Origin of the sequence: Stenotrophomonas hibiscicola ATCC 19867 (assembly GCF_000382065.1) — a bacterium.
Taxonomy (GTDB): domain Bacteria; phylum Pseudomonadota; class Gammaproteobacteria; order Xanthomonadales; family Xanthomonadaceae; genus Stenotrophomonas; species Stenotrophomonas hibiscicola.
Window position 1 is genome coordinate 178,089 of record NZ_KB907503.1, and the last position, 15,196, is coordinate 193,284.

At 68.3% G+C, this 15,196-nt stretch carries 13 protein-coding genes; 6 read left to right on the top strand and 7 right to left on the bottom strand.

Annotated elements, in window-relative coordinates:
* Positions 1-11 precede the first annotated feature (11 nt).
* Positions 12-3,371, bottom strand: coding sequence for a TIM-barrel domain-containing protein (locus G370_RS0116730; RefSeq protein WP_019661625.1), 3,360 nt, complete (start codon positions 3,369-3,371; stop codon positions 12-14).
* 322 nt (positions 3,372-3,693) lie between these two features.
* On the opposite strand from G370_RS0116730, the gene G370_RS0116735 reads away from it, so the two are divergent.
* The 6 genes from G370_RS0116735 (at position 3,694) to G370_RS0116760 (ending at position 11,024) form a co-directional block, all read left to right on the top strand.
* Positions 3,694-4,848: an SIS domain-containing protein gene (locus tag G370_RS0116735; RefSeq protein WP_019661626.1), complete on the top strand. Its 1,155-nt coding sequence runs from the start codon at positions 3,694-3,696 to the stop codon at positions 4,846-4,848.
* Positions 4,841-5,779: an ROK family protein gene (locus G370_RS0116740; protein ID WP_019661627.1), complete on the top strand. Its 939-nt coding sequence runs from the start codon at positions 4,841-4,843 to the stop codon at positions 5,777-5,779. Before G370_RS0116735 ends, G370_RS0116740 begins: the two co-directional genes overlap by 8 nt.
* A gap of 17 nt (positions 5,780-5,796) precedes the next feature.
* Complete coding sequence (locus G370_RS0116745; RefSeq protein ID WP_019661628.1) at positions 5,797-7,131, top strand: D-tagatose-bisphosphate aldolase, class II, non-catalytic subunit; 1,335 nt, start codon at positions 5,797-5,799, stop codon at positions 7,129-7,131.
* Between the two features lie 33 nt (positions 7,132-7,164).
* Positions 7,165-7,941 carry a DeoR family transcriptional regulator gene (locus G370_RS0116750; RefSeq protein ID WP_010482152.1) on the top strand — a complete coding sequence of 259 codons (777 nt, stop codon included), beginning with the start codon at positions 7,165-7,167 and terminating at the stop codon, positions 7,939-7,941.
* Positions 7,938-9,053 (top strand): N-acetylglucosamine-6-phosphate deacetylase, encoded by a 1,116-nt coding sequence (nagA, locus tag G370_RS0116755; RefSeq protein WP_019661629.1) that lies wholly within the window; start codon positions 7,938-7,940, stop codon positions 9,051-9,053. Before G370_RS0116750 ends, nagA begins: the two co-directional genes overlap by 4 nt.
* 192 nt (positions 9,054-9,245) lie before the next feature.
* Positions 9,246-11,024 (top strand): MFS transporter, encoded by a 1,779-nt coding sequence (locus G370_RS0116760; RefSeq protein ID WP_019661630.1) that lies wholly within the window; start codon positions 9,246-9,248, stop codon positions 11,022-11,024.
* A 52-nt stretch (positions 11,025-11,076) separates the two neighbouring features.
* Here the strand turns inward: G370_RS0116760 and G370_RS0116765 are convergent, their stop codons facing one another.
* The 6 genes from G370_RS0116765 to G370_RS1000000121830 form a co-directional block, all read right to left on the bottom strand.
* The gene (locus tag G370_RS0116765; protein WP_019661631.1) at positions 11,077-11,547 is read right to left on the bottom strand and encodes a SecDF P1 head subdomain-containing protein; all 471 of its coding nucleotides are present in this window, start codon (positions 11,545-11,547) and stop codon (positions 11,077-11,079) included.
* Positions 11,544-12,095, bottom strand: coding sequence for an HdeD family acid-resistance protein (locus G370_RS0116770; protein WP_019661632.1), 552 nt, complete (start codon positions 12,093-12,095; stop codon positions 11,544-11,546). Before G370_RS0116770 ends, G370_RS0116765 begins: the two co-directional genes overlap by 4 nt.
* A 58-nt stretch (positions 12,096-12,153) precedes the next feature.
* The gene (locus G370_RS0116775) at positions 12,154-12,849 is read right to left on the bottom strand and encodes a ComF family protein (RefSeq protein WP_019661633.1); all 696 of its coding nucleotides are present in this window, start codon (positions 12,847-12,849) and stop codon (positions 12,154-12,156) included.
* Between the two features lie 97 nt (positions 12,850-12,946).
* Complete coding sequence (locus G370_RS0116780; protein ID WP_019661634.1) at positions 12,947-14,287, bottom strand: chloride channel protein; 1,341 nt, start codon at positions 14,285-14,287, stop codon at positions 12,947-12,949.
* A gap of 139 nt (positions 14,288-14,426) precedes the next feature.
* Positions 14,427-14,744 carry a hypothetical protein gene (locus G370_RS0116785; protein ID WP_019661635.1) on the bottom strand — a complete coding sequence of 106 codons (318 nt, stop codon included), beginning with the start codon at positions 14,742-14,744 and terminating at the stop codon, positions 14,427-14,429.
* 132 nt (positions 14,745-14,876) lie between these two features.
* On the bottom strand, positions 14,877-15,107 hold the full coding sequence (locus G370_RS1000000121830) for a double zinc ribbon domain-containing protein (protein ID WP_425423338.1): 231 nt from the start codon (positions 15,105-15,107) through the stop codon (positions 14,877-14,879).
* Between the last annotated feature and the right edge of the window lie 89 nt (positions 15,108-15,196).

Consider the following 15,196-nt stretch of genomic DNA (forward strand, 5'->3'; position numbering starts at 1 on the left):
TTACGAGGGGGTCATGGGGCGACGATGCTGGCGGAGTCGCCCTCCTGGCCGATCAGTACGGCGTTGGCCCAGTTGGCACAGACCTGGGCGGGTTGGCTGCCCTGCGCACCCAGCGTGCGCAGGCTCAGGGTGGAAAGGCCACGGATGTCCAGCTCCGGCTTGACCACGCCGGGTGCCTTCACCAGGCCGCTGTCGTACAGCAGGCGGTTGTCACCCCAGACCTGGAACTGCAGGCCACCGGCGCTGCGGCAGGCGTCGTCGATGCCGAGGTCGGCACGCAGCAGGTGCCAGCCGCCCTGCAGGCGCAGGTCGATGCGGCTGTTGGCGCCGACGCCCAGGCCACGGCGGAACTGCAGGCCGTTCATGCGCATGCCGGCGTCGCCACGGAACGACTGGTCGGCGCGCACCTGGCTGGCCAGCGCGGCCGGCACCGGCAGCTCGGAGAGATAGCGCTGCCGGGCCGGTCGCTCCGGTTCCTGGTGTTCGAGGATGTGGAAGGTGGACAGTGCGATCGGGCCGACGTCGCGCGGCTGCAGCGCATCGAAGGCGCGGGCACTGCCCTGTGCGGCGGTAACCATCGGATCGGTGCTGCTGGCGCCATCGCCTTCCGGGTTCTGCACGCTCAGCACGCGGAAGCGCAGCAGGCGGCCGGCATGGGCCGGGAACGCGATGCGCTGCACGCCTTCCTTCAGCTGCAGGCGGCCACGTGCGACCGGCTCACCCCATTCGCCATTGCTGTCGCCCAGGTACACCTCGTAGTCGCGTACCTGGCCGTGCTTCCAGTTCTTGTCGTTGCGCGGCGCGATGTCGATGCCATCGATCATCCTGCGCTCGCCGAACCCGATCACCCATTCATGCGCACCGGTGCGCACGGCCTGGTTGCGCACACTGCGGAACCAGGTACCCGGGTCATCATCGAAGGCGTTTTCCAGCGCGTGGCCGGGCTCTTCGGCCGGGCGGTTGACCACCAGCAGGCTGTCGGCCGGCAGTTCGCGGCCGAGTACCGGTGCCGCCGGATACGCATCGTCGGCAGCGGCGGCGGCGACCGCGAAGTCCAGCTGTATTTGCAGCGGCTGGCGGATGTCCTGGCTGGCGGTGCGCACATGCAGCGTGCCGCGTCGTTCGGCGGCATCGAAGTACCAGCCTTCAGCAGCAGCGTTGAACGCAGCGGCATCAGCCAGCGCCGGCAGCGCGCGGCCAGCGGCCTGCACCGCACGCGGTGCCTGGCGGCTGAGCACGCGCAGGCCATAGCGGCGCTGCGGCAGCTGGCCGCTGTACTGGCCCTGCACCGCATCGATCTGCACCTGCACCGGGCCACTGCCCTGCGCTGGCGCCTGCACGCGGATCACCTGCGTGCTCGACTCGCCCTGCTGGTAGCGGCGCGTGTTGCCATCGTCTTCGTACAGCGTGTAGTGCGACTCGCCCTGCGGGTACAGGTCGAAGGTCACTTCATCGAGCGGCTTCTCACCGTCGAACAGCATCGACGGGTACATCGGCAGGATCGCTCCGGCACGCACGAACACCGGCAGCGTGGCCAGGTCCACCTGGCGGTCGAGCTGGCGACCGTCGGCGCCGGCCTGCACGCGGCGGCCGTCCCAGTAGTCGATCCAGCCGCCGGCCGGCAGGTGGATATCGCGGCGCCAGCCACGGCTGGCCGCCTGGCTGCGGTACACCGGCGCCACCAGCAGATCGCGGCCAAGCAGGAACTGGTACTTGTAGGTTTCATCCTGCGCGTGCGGGTCGCGCGGGTTGTCCCACATCAGGCCACGCACCGGTGGTGCGCCGGTCTGCGCGGCCTCGTGCACCAGGCCGTACATGTACGGGGTCAGGCGCATCTTCAACTTCAGGTAATCGCGGTTGATGCTGCGGTAGGGCTCGTCGTACCACCACGGATGCTTGCGTGCGTTCGACGACCAGCCGCTCATGCCCATCAGTACCGGCGTGAACGCCTTCCACTGCAGGTCGCGGGTGAAGGTCTCGGCGCTGCCGCCGAAGATCGCATCGACGTCGCCGCTGGCATAGGCCATGCCGGACAGGCCGGAACCGACCAGGGTCGGCACGTGCCAGCGGATGTAGTCCCAGCTGCTGCTCTGGTCGCCGGTCCAGGCCACGGCATAGCGCTGGATGCCGGCCCAGCCCATCACCGTCCACAGGAACGGGCGCGAATCGGAATTGTCGAGGATGCCGTTGAACGCCTGGCGGTTGGCGTCCATCGCGAACTGGTAGCCCTTGCCGGTCCAGGCCACGTCCAGCTTCTGCACGCGGCTGCCGGCCTTGCCCACTTCCCAGGCGATCTTGTCGACGCCGTTCTCGGTCCACAGTCCGGTGCGGAAACCGTAGCCGGCCAGCCCCTTCACGGTTTCCGGCAACTGCTTGTAACCGCAGCCGTAGCCGTCGTTGGGCAGGATCCAGCCACCGGGCATGTCGTGGGCGCGGTACTGCTTGGCCACGCTGTCGATCACATCGGGGGTGGTGCCGGTCGGGCCGTCGCTCCAGCCTTCGGGCACGGTGCCGGGCTTCTTGCTGTTGTCGCCATCGTTGTAGCAATCGGCGTCGCCGTAGGACAGCGCCCAGCGCGCGACCATGTTCGGGCGGCCAGTCAGCTGGGTGTAGCGCTCGATCAGTTTCGGCAGGTCGGCGCCGACGAAGTAATAGGCATCGAAGCGGTCTTCGCGATGCAGCAGCGTGGACTGGTCGGCCTCGCGCAGATCGTAGCTGCCATCGCTCCAGGTATTGCGCAGCATGCCCCAGCCACGGCTGCTCAGCAGCATCGGTGCAGGGCTGGGGCGGTCGCCCTCTTCCCAGCCGCCGGAATAGGACACCTCCAGCTCGCGACCCTTGAACTGGTAGCGGCCGTTCTGCTGGCCGCCACCGAAGTAGCCCTCATCGGCCTGCGAGGACAGCACCTGCACGCTCTGCGTGGCATCCAGGTCCAGCGTCTGCAGTTCCTGCCACAGCGCGGTGGGCTGGCCGTTGTCCAGCCGTTCCAGGCGCATGCGTAGCGGCTGCCGCTGTACATGCAGCACCAGGGACTCGGTCCGCACGCGGATTTCCTGCGCGTCTTCTTCCAGCTTCGCCTGCACGTTGGCCTTGGGCTGCGGCAGTACGATCGGCGCGGCCTTGTCGCCGGCGCCGGTCAGCGTGCCGTTGCGGCCGGCCTGCACGCGGACGATGTCGGTGGCCGGCAGTTCGATGCGGAGGCGCGCGCCCTTGTCGGTCTGCAGGTCCCAGCCCTGCACGCCGTCGCGGCTGGCGCTGGCGGCAACCGAACGCAGGTTGCCGACCGGCTCGGCGCGGGCCGTCATGGACGCCAGCATCAAGGCCGGCACCAGGGCCAGCATCAGCGGCGAGCGACGAACGCAGATTTCCACACGGACTCCCAACCCGTTTACCGGGCGTTTCGAAAGCGGTTGGGCCGACTCTAGGGCAGCGATTCGAAAGATGTCAACAAATTGAAAGGAAAAAGGAAGATATATTCCACTGAAACGAAAGTTGTTGCGTCGCAATACTTTGTGTAACCGATTGCAGCTGCCTGTTAAGCATTGTGCGATACGGCATTCGCCCCGTTCTTTCGTTTTCCCGAGGGCTCGGCAGCGGGAGAAGTCATCGCGTCATTTTCTTTCTTTTTACTTTCGATGTTTGACATTTCGAAAGAAAACGCAGATGGTGCGCTGGCCCAACTGGAACCTCCGAATGGACGTCACCCTGCTTTCCGATGTGTCCGCCTGGCAGCGCCTTGGCGGAGCCGATACCGCTACCGAAATCGCCCAGCAGCCAGCGCTGTGGGAAGCCCTCGCCCAGGACCTGTCGCATGCCCGCGACCGCCTGCAGGCCTTTCTTGGCAACAGCCTCAACGATCCCAACCAGCGCGTGCTGTTCACCGGCGCGGGCAGTTCGGGCTTCATCGCCGAAATGGTGGCCGACGCGATCAATGCGCAGTGGCCGGCCGAGGTGCGCGTGGTGCACACCACCAGCCTGCTGACCCATCCGGCGCTGTACCTGGAGCGCGACCGCCCCACCCTGCTGGTGTCGTTCGGCCGCAGCGGTTCCAGCCCGGAAAGCGTGGCCGCGGTGGACCGCGTGCGCGCCGATGTGGATGAGGCACGCTTCCTCGACATCACCTGCAACGCCGATGGCGAACTCGCCCGTCGTGGTGCCGGCCGTGCCGATACCTGCACGCTGCTGATGCCGTCGGCCAGCTGCGATCGCGCCTTCGCCATGACCAGCAGCCTGACCTGCATGCTGCTGGCCGCACTGACCGTGTTCGATCGTTCGCCGTGGGATGCGCGCGTGGCGCGCCTGAAGCAGATCGCCGCGCTGGCCCGCGAAGGCCAGGCGCAGTGGGATGCACCGGTGGCGGAGCTGGCGCACCGCCCGTTCAACCGCATCATCTACCTCGGCAGCGGCCCGCTGGAAGCGCTGGCGCGCGAGTGCGCGCTGAAGGTGCTGGAGCTCACCGCCGGCCGCGTGCTGGCGCTGGCCAACACACCGCTGGGCTTCCGCCATGGCCCGAAGTCGACGCTGGACGGCAACACCCTGGTGGTGGTGCTGCGCAGCGTGCAGCCGCTGGCGCGCCGCTACGAACAGGACCTGCTGGAAGAACTGCGCCGCGATGGCGTGGCCGGCCAGGTACTGGCGATCGGCCCGCATTCGGACATCGGCACCGATGACGAGTACACCCTCACCGTGCCGGCACTGGACGATCCGTGGCTGGCACCGGTGTGGCTGGGCTTCGCGCAGCTGTTCGCGCTGCAGCGCTCGGCCGCGCTGGGCCTGACCCCGGACAACCCGTTCCCGGACGGCACCGTCAACCGCGTCGTCAAGGGCGTCACCATCCACCATGGCTGAGCTGATCGCCCACGCCTGCTACGGCATCGACATCGGCGGCACCAAGATCGAGCTGGTGGCGTGCGATGCGGCGATGCAGGTCACCTGGCGCCGCCGCGTGGCCACCCCACAGGGTGACTACGACGGCTTCCTGAAGGCGGTGGTGGCGCTGGTGGCCGAGGCCGATGCGGCGCTGGGCCGCGGTGATGCCGCCATCGGCATCGCCCTGCCCGGCGTGCGCGACCGCCGCAGCGGCCGCCAGCTCAGCGCGAACGTGCCTGCACTGACCGGCCAATGCGTGGCGCAGGATCTGCAGGCACGCCTGCAGCGCCCGCTGCACTTCGGCAACGATCTGCAGTGCTTTGCCCTGTCTGAAGCGCACGGCGGCGCGGCTGACGGCTACCCCAGCATGTTCGGCGCCATTCTCGGCACCGGTGCCGGCGGCGGCTTCTGCCTGCACGGCCGGCTGCTGTCGGGCTTCAACGGCCTGGCCGGCGAATGGGGCCACTGGAGCGTGCCCGGCCACCTGCTGCAGCGCCATGGCCTGCCGCTGATCGACTGCGCCTGTGGCCTGCAGGGCTGCGTGGAGCGCTACGTGTCCGGCAGCGGGCTGGCAATGATCGAGCGCCACCTCGGTGGCAGTGCCGCGGACGCCAGCGCCGTGATCGCCCTGGCCGAAGCCGGCGATGCACGTGCGCGCCAGGCGCTGGACATCCACCGCGATCTGCTTGGCCACAGCCTGGCCGCGCTGGTGCTGGCGCTGGACCCGCACGTGATCGTGCTCGGCGGTGGCCTCTCGCAGTACGCGCCGCTGTACCAGCAGCTGCCGGCCGCAATTTCCGCGCATCTGTTCAACGGCGTGCAGGTTCCGCCGATCGTGCCGCCGCGCTTCGGCGATGCCGGTGGCGCACGTGGTGCCGCCCTGCTCGCCTGCCAACCCTCGTTTTCCTGATTGACCGGAGCCTGACCATGTCCCCGTTGCAGACCCTGCTTGCCTCCCACCGCGCCGGTGCCAACGTCGGCCTGTACAGCGTCTGCTGCAGCAACGAGCAGGTGCTGCGTGCGGCCATGCACGTGGCGCTGGCGCACGGCACCGTGCTGCTGATCGAGGCCACCTCCAACCAGGTCGACCAGTTCGGCGGCTACACCGGGATGACTCCGCCGCAGTACCGCGATTACGTCAGCACGCTGGCCGATGAAGAGGGTTTCCCGCGCGAGCGGCTGATCCTGGGTGGCGACCACCTCGGCCCGAATGCCTGGCAGAAGCGCCCGGCTGCCGAAGCGATGACCCACGCGCGCGTGCTGATCGAAGCCTACGTCGCCGCCGGTTTCCACAAGATCCATCTGGATTGCAGCATGTCCTGCGCCGATGATCCGGTGCCACTGCCCGATGCCATCGTCGCTGCGCGCTCGGCCGAGCTGGCCGAAATCGCCGAGCGCACCGCCGCCGAACATGGCCTGCCGCCGCCGGTCTACGTGATCGGTACCGAGGTGCCGATTCCCGGGGGTGAAGCCTCGCTGGCCGAGGGCCTGCAGGTGACCACGCCCGCTGCTGCCGCGCAGACCCTGGCGATTCATCAGCAGGCGTTCGATACGCCGCAGCTGCGCGATGCGTGGCAGCGCGTGATCGCCATGGTGGTGCAACCGGGCGTGGACTTCGACCACAGCAGTGTGCACGAGTACGACCCAGCCGCCGCCAGCACGCTGGCCGACTTCCTCGAACAGCAGCCGCGCATCGTGTTCGAAGCGCATTCCACCGACTACCAGCGCGAAAGTGGCCTGCACGCCTTGGTGCGCGACCACTTCGCCATCCTCAAGGTCGGCCCGGCGGCGACCTTCGCCTACCGCGAAGCGCTGTTCGCGCTGGCCGCGATCGAGGCCGAACTGCTGCCGGCCGCACAGTGCTCGCGCCTGCCGCAGGTGCTGGATGAAGTGATGGCGGCGCAGCCGAAGTACTGGCAGTCCTACTACCAGGGCGATGAGGCAGCGCTGCGCCTGCTGCGCAGCTATTCCTTCAGCGACCGCTGCCGCTACTACTGGGGCGAGCCCGCGCTGGTGCAGGCGGTGAAGACCCTGTTCGCCAACCTGGAACAGCACGCGCCGCCGCTGGTACTGCTCAGCCAGTACCTGCCGGAGCAGTACCGCGCCGTGCGCGAGGGCACCCTGGCCAATACGCCTACCGCGCTGGCACGGCATCGCGTCGGCCTGTGCCTGGGCGAGTACGCCCGTGCGTGCAGCGCCAACCAGGCCGGAACCCGCACGCATCACGCAGACGCGGCTGCCGCCGTTGCTGCGAACGGCTAATCTCTACCTTTCCCCGCGACACCGAGAATGGCCATGCGCAACACCCGCTCCCGCCGGCAACAGATCCTGCAGCTGCTGATCGAGCACGGCTCGGTGCAGGTGGCCGATCTGGTCGAGCGCTTCGGCGTGTCGGCGGTGACCATCCGTGCCGACCTGACCCACTTCGAATCGCAAGGCCTGGCCAACCGTACCCACGGTGGCGCCACGCTGGTACGCACGCCGCCGCAGGAACAGGACATCCACGAAAAGGACGCACTGAACCTGCCGCTGAAGGAATCGATCGGCGCGTGTGCCGCGCGCCTGGTGCGGCCCGGTGACAACATCATCATCGACTCCGGCTCGACCACGATGACCCTGGCCCGTCACTTGCGCACCCAGCGCGACGTGACGGTGATGACCAATGGGTTGAACATCGCCTGGGAACTGGCCAACGCGCCCGGCATCAACGTGCTGCTGACCGGTGGACTGCTGCGCCAGCAGTCGTTGTCGCTGCAGGGCAGCCAGGCCGAAGCCAGCCTCAACTCCTACAGCTTCGACACCCTGTTCCTGGGCGTGGACGGCCTGGACCTGCAGTTCGGACTGACCACCCACGATGAAGCCGAAGCCCGCCTCAACCACCGCATGGTCGAGCGCGCGCGCCGCATCGTGGTGCTGACCGACGCCTCCAAGTTCGGCCGCGTCAGCCTGCACCGCATCGCACTTCTCGATCAGATCCACGCCATCATCACCGACGCCGGCATCGACGACGCAACCCGTGAAGGGCTGCAGCGGCTGGGCATCGAGGTGATCATCGCCGAGCCCACTGCATGACCGACACCCGCACCCTGCATGGCCGCATCCTCACGCCGCTGGGTTGGCGGCGTGGCCACGTCCACTTCGATTCGCACATCCGCCAGCTGCAGGTGGACGACCACAGCGGCGCTGACGACCTGCAGCTGCCGGTGATCCTGCCCGGCTTCATCGACCTGCACGTGCATGGTGCGGCCGGCGTCGACCTGATGCAGGGCGGCGACGTGGCCCGCACCATTGCCCGCACCCACCTGCGCTTCGGTACCACCACACTGCTGGCGACCACCATGACCGCCGGCCTGGATGAGATCGAGCACGCGCTGCACGGCGTGGCCGCGACCATGGCAGCGCCCGATGCCGACGCCGCCTGCATTGCCGGCGTACATCTGGAAGGGCCGTTCATCAGCCCGCAGCGCCTGGGCGCGCAACCCAACCGCACGATCGAGGCGACGCTGGCGCTGGTGCAGCAACTGCATGCACTTGCACCGATCCGGGTGATGACACTGGCGCCGGAAATCGGCGAGCACACCGCGCTGATTCCCGCGCTGGCGGCAATGGGCATTCGCGTGCAGCTCGGCCACAGCGCCGGCACTTACGAAGAAGGTGTTGCTGCCCTGCAGGCGGGTGCCTCCGGCTTCACTCACCTGTTCAACGGCATGACCGGCGTCGACCACTACCGGCCTGGCATCGCCGCGGCGGCACTGGCGCATGCGCAGTACGCCGAGATCATTCCCGACCTGCAGCACATCCATCCCGGCGTGATCCGCCTGGCCACACGGGCGATTCCGCGCCTGTACGCGGTGACCGACGCCACGGCGGCCACCGGCATGCCCGATGGCGAGTACGCCCTGGGCGAACAGCGCGTGCACAAGTGCGGCGGCTGCGTGCGCCTGGCCACCGGTTCGCTGGCCGGCAGCGCACTGACCATGGACCAGGCGCTTCGCAACCTGGTGCGCGTCGGCCTGGACCTGGCCGACGCCTCGCAGCGGGTTTCCACCTTCCCGGCCGACTATCTGGGCCTGGGCGATCGCGGCCGCATCGCGCCCGACGCCCGCGCCGACCTGGTGGTGCTGGACGCCGAACTGCGCCTGCAGCAGGTGGTGGTGGGTGGGCGCGTGGTCGATCTGAACTGACACGCGCGATGCGGCCCGGATGCCGCGCAGGCTCCCTGTAGAGCCGAGCCATGCTCGGCTCAGCGCGCGAAGCGCGGCATGGGGAACCTCGATATCGGAACGGAAAGCAGCCGAGCATGGCTCGGCTCTACAGAAAGCACTCTGCGACGAACCGCCGCCGGGCGTGGCCCGGCGCTACCACAGGAACTGCCGATGACTCCAAGCACCGCTCCGCGCTGGCCCGTACGCTACCTGCTCTTCATCGGCGGCCTCGGTGGCCTGCTGTACGGCATCGACATCGGCATCATCGCCGGTGCCCTGCCCTACCTGGAAGCAACGGCCAGCCATGCCTGGCAGCTCAGCAGCCAGCAGCTCGGCTTCGTGGTGGCCGCGGTACTGCTGGGCAGCGTGCTGTCGTCGCTGTTCGCCGGCATGATCGCCGACCTGATCGGCCGCCGCGGCGCGATGCTGCTGGCCGGCCTGCTGTTCACCGCCTCGATTCCGATCATGGCGCTGGCCTCCGGTTACACGCCGCTGCTGCTGGGCCGCCTGCTGCAGGGCATCAGTGGCGGTTTGATCGGTGTAGTGATTCCGCTGTACCTGGCCGAAGTGCTCAGCCCCGAGCGACGCGGGCGCGGCGCGGCCATGTTCCAGCTGCTGCTGACCGTTGGCCTGGTGCTGGCAGCCCTGATCGGCCTGTACCACGCCCATGCCGTGGATGCCGCCGCCGAGGCCGTGCGCTCGCTGCCGGTCGCGCAGCAGGCGCAGGAACTGTTCACGGTGAAGGACCACGCCTGGCGCACCATCTTCTGGACCTGCCTGGCGCCCGGCCTGCTGTTCTGCGCCGGTATCTTCTGGCTGTCCGAATCACCACGCTGGCTGGTGCGCCGCGGCCGCATCGATGAAGCCCGCCGCAGCCTTCAGCGCGTCCTCCCCGCCGCAGACGTCGAGCCCACGCTGGCCCAGATCCAGGCGCCGGAATCGAGCAGCAGCGACGGCAAGCGCGATCCGCTGCTCAGCCGCCGCTACGTGGTGCCGTTCGTGCTCGCGTGCGTGGTGCTGGCCTGCACCCAGGCCACCGGCATCAACTCGGTGCTGGCCTACGCGGTCAACATCCTCAACCAGGCCGGCCTGTCCGGTTCGGTGGCCAACGGTGCCGACGTGGCGATCAAGCTGCTCAACGCGGTGATGACCGTGGTCGCGCTGCTGCTGGTCGACCGCAAGGGCCGCAAGTTCCTGCTGATGCTGGGCAGCGGTGGCATCTGCGTGGCCCTGCTGGCGGCGGCCACGCTGTTCTTCCAGGCCGAGCGCGGACGCGCCGATGTGCAGCCTCAGCTGCAGGCGGCGGTCAGCGGCGACGGCCTGCGGCTGGTGCTGGATGATGCGCAGTGGCAGCGCCTCGGCGCTGGCATCGACAGCGAAGGCCGGCCGCTGCAACTGACCGTGTCGTATGCCTACGGCGACTTCACCAATGTGCGCGCCCTCCGCAGCGACAACCTGACCGACCGCGAGCTGCGCATCGAGCGTGCCGGCACCGTGCAGCCGGACAGCGTGATCGGTGCGTTCTTCCGCAAGCTGCATCTGAACCCGTTCGCCGACCCGGCCAGTGCCAGCCAGGCGCCATTGCGCATCGAGCAGGCCCGCATCGGCCCGGTGCCGCCGCCGGCCCATGGCTGGGCCGTGGCCGCCTGCATCCTGGTGTTCGTGGCGTTCTTCGCGGTCGGCCCCGGCGTCTGCGTGTGGCTGGCACTGTCGGAACTGATGCCGAACCGCATCCGTTCCAACGGCATGAGCATCGCGCTGCTGATCAACCAGTTCGTGTCCACCACCATCGCTGCCATCTTCCTGCCCACGGTGGGCCACTACGGCTACGCCAGCATGTTCGTGTTCTGGGCGGCGTGCACTTTCGTGTTCTTCCTGGTGGCCGCGTTCTGGCTGCCGGAGACCAAGGGCAAGTCACTGGAAGAGATCGAAGCGCGGTTCGCCCGGTAGCGGTCGACCTTGGTCGACCTCCATGCGCAGCGTGGGGGTGTTGGCACGTCCGTCAGTCGCCCGTGATGTGCTTGGCCAGCGCCTGCGCCTCGGCAACGCTGGGCAACCCGCTCAGCATCATCGATTCACCGAACGGGCCTTTCACCGTCGCCACCATCAGCACGCGGCCGTCCACGCTGAGCGCCGCGCGCTGGCCCACCAGTGCTTCCGTACCATCGTGGATGCGCTGGTGCGCTTCGGGCCGATAGCGGATCTGCAGGCCCGGCTGCTTGGCCTCGTCCAGCACGTAGCGCACATCGGCGATGTCGGCGCTGCCAGCGATCGGCGGCTCGCGCAGGGCGAGCGTTTCGCCCTGCCACTGCGCCTGCCTGCCCTTGCCGTCCGCATCGACCGCGCTCAGGCGTACATCCACACCCGCGCGCGGCGCATGATCCTTGCCTGCCAGCGCACCGGGCGTGGCACCCGGCATGCATCCGGCCAGCACCAGCGCTGCGCCCAGCAGGAACGGAAACGCGCCCCTCACTTCAGCTTCCGCAGCTTGAACGCCACCAGCACCTGCAGCAGCCCGTACAGCAGGCTGCCAATGCCGATCCACAGCGTGGTCACCGCCACGCCTGCATACGGATTGGCCGCGAACAGCAGCCCCAGCACCGCCGCCAGCACGCCACTGAGGATCAGCAGCCACTCGCCCTGGATCTGCTTGCGCACGCGGATCGCGAACACGATGCGATAGATGCCGGCCACCAGCAGCCACGCCGCCAGGAACAGCACCAGCACGCTGGCGGTGGCCAGCGGATTGATCACCGCCAGGATGCCGAAGCCCAGCGAGGCGATGGCATACAGCGCCAGCCAGCCGCGCGGAGCACCATTGCCGCCGCTGATCAGTGCGAACAGGCTGATGACGCCTTCAACGATGGCCATCACGCCCAGTGTCCAGGCCAGTGCCATCGCTGCGGACAGCGGCCAACCGATGGCGATGATGCCGAAGCCCAGTGCGACGAGCCCGTACAGCAGCAGGATCCACCAGCTGCGCCCAACCGCCGACAACAAGGGAGACAAGGGGGAATTCATGGCCACTCCTCCGATCCGGAACCGGCCTCATCCTAGCCCCTGTGGATGAAGAGGGCGATCACGGCGCCCGCGCACAGACCCACACGCGCACCTCCGCTGCTCCGGCCAGGCGTAGCGTCTCGGCGACCTCCATCACCGTGCTGCCAGTCGTCATCACGTCATCGACCACGGTCAGCCGCGAGGGCACGGAACCACGCACGTCGAATGCATCGAACAGGTTTTCCCTGCGCTGTTCGGCCGTGCGTTCAGACTGCGGTGCGGTATGCCGCTGCCGGTACACCCCCTGCCAGACCGGCATCGGCAGCAACCGGCACAGCTCACCGGCCTGGTTGTAGCCGCGCTGGCGCAAGCGTCGCCTGTGCAGCGGCACCGGCACCAGCGGCGTGCACGACCACGGCGGCGGTGCGCGCTGCATCAGCTGCGCGAGCAGGCGTCCAGCGGCGAGATCCTGATGGAACTTGTAGCGGACCAGCAACTGGTCGACCGGTGGCAGGTACAGCAGGCTGGCGTGGGTAGCCGCCTGTGGCGGTACCTCCTCGCGGCAGGTGCCACAGACGATCAACGCGGTGTCGGGCAACGGCAAGGCGCAGCGCAGGCAGGCACGGCCTGCCCAGGGCAGATCGGCCAAGCAAGCCCAGCACAGATCAAGATCATCGTGGCCCGGGTCGCCGCAGACCAGGCAGCGGAGCGGTAGCAGCACACCAAGCAGTGCGCGCGAGACACGGGTTGCCGAACGCAGGAGATAAGTACGCATCACCCAATACTTGATGGCGCACGCCGCGTGCGGCCATCGGCGAAGCACCGATTGCAGTGTCGGAACTGCCCTCAACTGCGACGGGGGCCGCCGCCCGTCAGGAAAGGCGTTCGCCCTGTCCGGTCGCCGGTGGCGTAGCGGCGGGCCCGATCAACAACTCCGCCAGCCCGCGATAGATCGGCACCCTGCACACCAGCCCGGACACGCCACGCGCGATCAGCACCGTGGCCAGTATCGGCAGCAGCAGGTCGCCGCTGTCGGTCAGCTCCAGCGAGATCACGGCCGACGTCAGCGGGGCCTGGGTAACGCCGGTCAGGTAAGCACACATGCCCAGCAGCACGAACGCGCGCGGGTCCACGCCCGGCATCAGCACTGCCAGGTTGTGGCCGAGTCCAGCGCCGACCGCCAACGCCGGCGAGAACAGGCCGCCGGGAATGCCCGCCACGTACGAGGCCAGATTGGCCAGCAGCTTCATCACCCCGAACTCGTGGCCGACCACCGCCTGCCCCTGCACCAGGCTGCGCGCCTGCTCATAGCCGGTGCCGAACGCGCCTTCACCGAAGACCAGGGCGAGCAGTACCACCACCAGGCCGCAGCCTGCGGCCAACAGAACCGGATGCCGCTGCCGCAGTTGCCCGAGCCAGCGCGGGCGGCCCGCCGCACTGGCCAGCACCGCACGCGCGAACAGGCCGCCCAGCAGGCCCGCCACCACGCCGCACAGCAGGATTGCCAGCCAGCCCTGGCCGAGCGGCAGGCGTGCGCTCACATGGCCGAAATAGGTGTAGTTGCCCAACAGGCCCAGCGACACCACGCCACCGACGATCACCGCAGTCAACAGGGTGCCCGAGAAGCGATGCTCGAAACGACCGCTGAGCTCCTCGATGGCGAAGACGATGCCGGCCAGCGGCGTGTTGAACGCCGCCGCGATACCCGCCGCACCACCGGCCAGCAGGAAGTGCGAGAGCTCGCGGGGATCCTTGAAACCGAACCAGCGGCCGAACAGGTACATCAAGCTGGCGCCTACGTGCACAGTCGGGCCCTCGCGGCCCACCGAGGCGCCACCCAGCAGTGACAGCGAGGTCAGCAGCAGCTTGCCGGCCGAAACCGCGGGTGAAAGGTTGGTCTTCCGGAACCGCTCATCGGCCTTGTCCAACGCGGCGATGACCTGCGGAATGCCGCTGCCGCGCGTGGGCTTGAGCACACCGGCGGTCAACCAGGCCAGCAGCGCGAAGATGCCCGGCGTCAGCAGCAGGGCCCACCACGGCGAGTGCGACGTGATGCGCTGGAACAGATGGAACGCCGCGTCGCTGGCCTTGGCGAACAGGATCGCCACCAGCGCCACGGCCACGGCGCCGCCCCAGAGCGCGGCGCGGCGGCGCCAGGCTTCGCTGAGAACCAGCGCGGTGATGCGGCCGCGGAGGCGATGGAGATCGGTCATGGGAAAGAGTCTGCGCGCCAGCGCTTCCGTTGGGCAGCGGCCACTTTGGCCGCAGCCCTTGCAGGATGCGGTGAAATGCACCGGTGCCGCCAGAAGGGCGCCCGGAGCACGGGCGGATGCGGCGATCTGCGGGACCTGATCAGACCAGCATGCGATGGAGAATGTGGGTCAGCGTCAGTTGAGAACAACCTCGGTCCGGCAAGACACCATCCTCGCCCGGCGTGCCTACCTCGAATCCTTCCTCAACGTCCTCGTAGTAAAGCAGCCCCTCGGGCAGTTGTGCGACCACCCAGACCCACTCAATCATGCCCAGCCTGTGCAGCCGAACGGCACGGAATGGCAAACGCAGGGACTCGAAGACGGCTCGTTGCACAGGTGAGCAAGCCTGCAGTTGCTGCGAGATCAGGATTGCCAATTCTTCCCGGGTGATCGGCTGCCAGCTGTCCGGATAGATCATCGCAACGCGGCTCGACTGGGTGTGCGTGCCTCAAGGTACGTCAAGCGCGCCTCCGGCACCGCCATTTTGTTCGTGGCAGCCTTGGCACGGACGCCTCATTCCAGGTGCGAACAATGTAAACCATAGGCCATCTCAAATGATTGGCCATACGCCCCGCCACCTCCACACTGCGTTCACCGAAGGGCCGCGACATCCCGATCGCAGACACGCGCGGCCGGACCAGGGCAACTCGGCCAGGGAGGCCGGGCAGAGGTCCAGGCCGTCATGGCCAGGATCGTTGCAGACCAGGCATCGGAAGGGAAGCAGCAGGCGAAGCGGCGCCTGCCCGGAACGTACCAGCCTGAATGTGGATATCAGCCCCATTCGTCCAGCTTCGCCACCCCTCCCCGTTCACCATCGGCGCAGCGGACGTTGGGCGGCGGGGTTTCCCCTACACGGCTGCCGGACAGGCG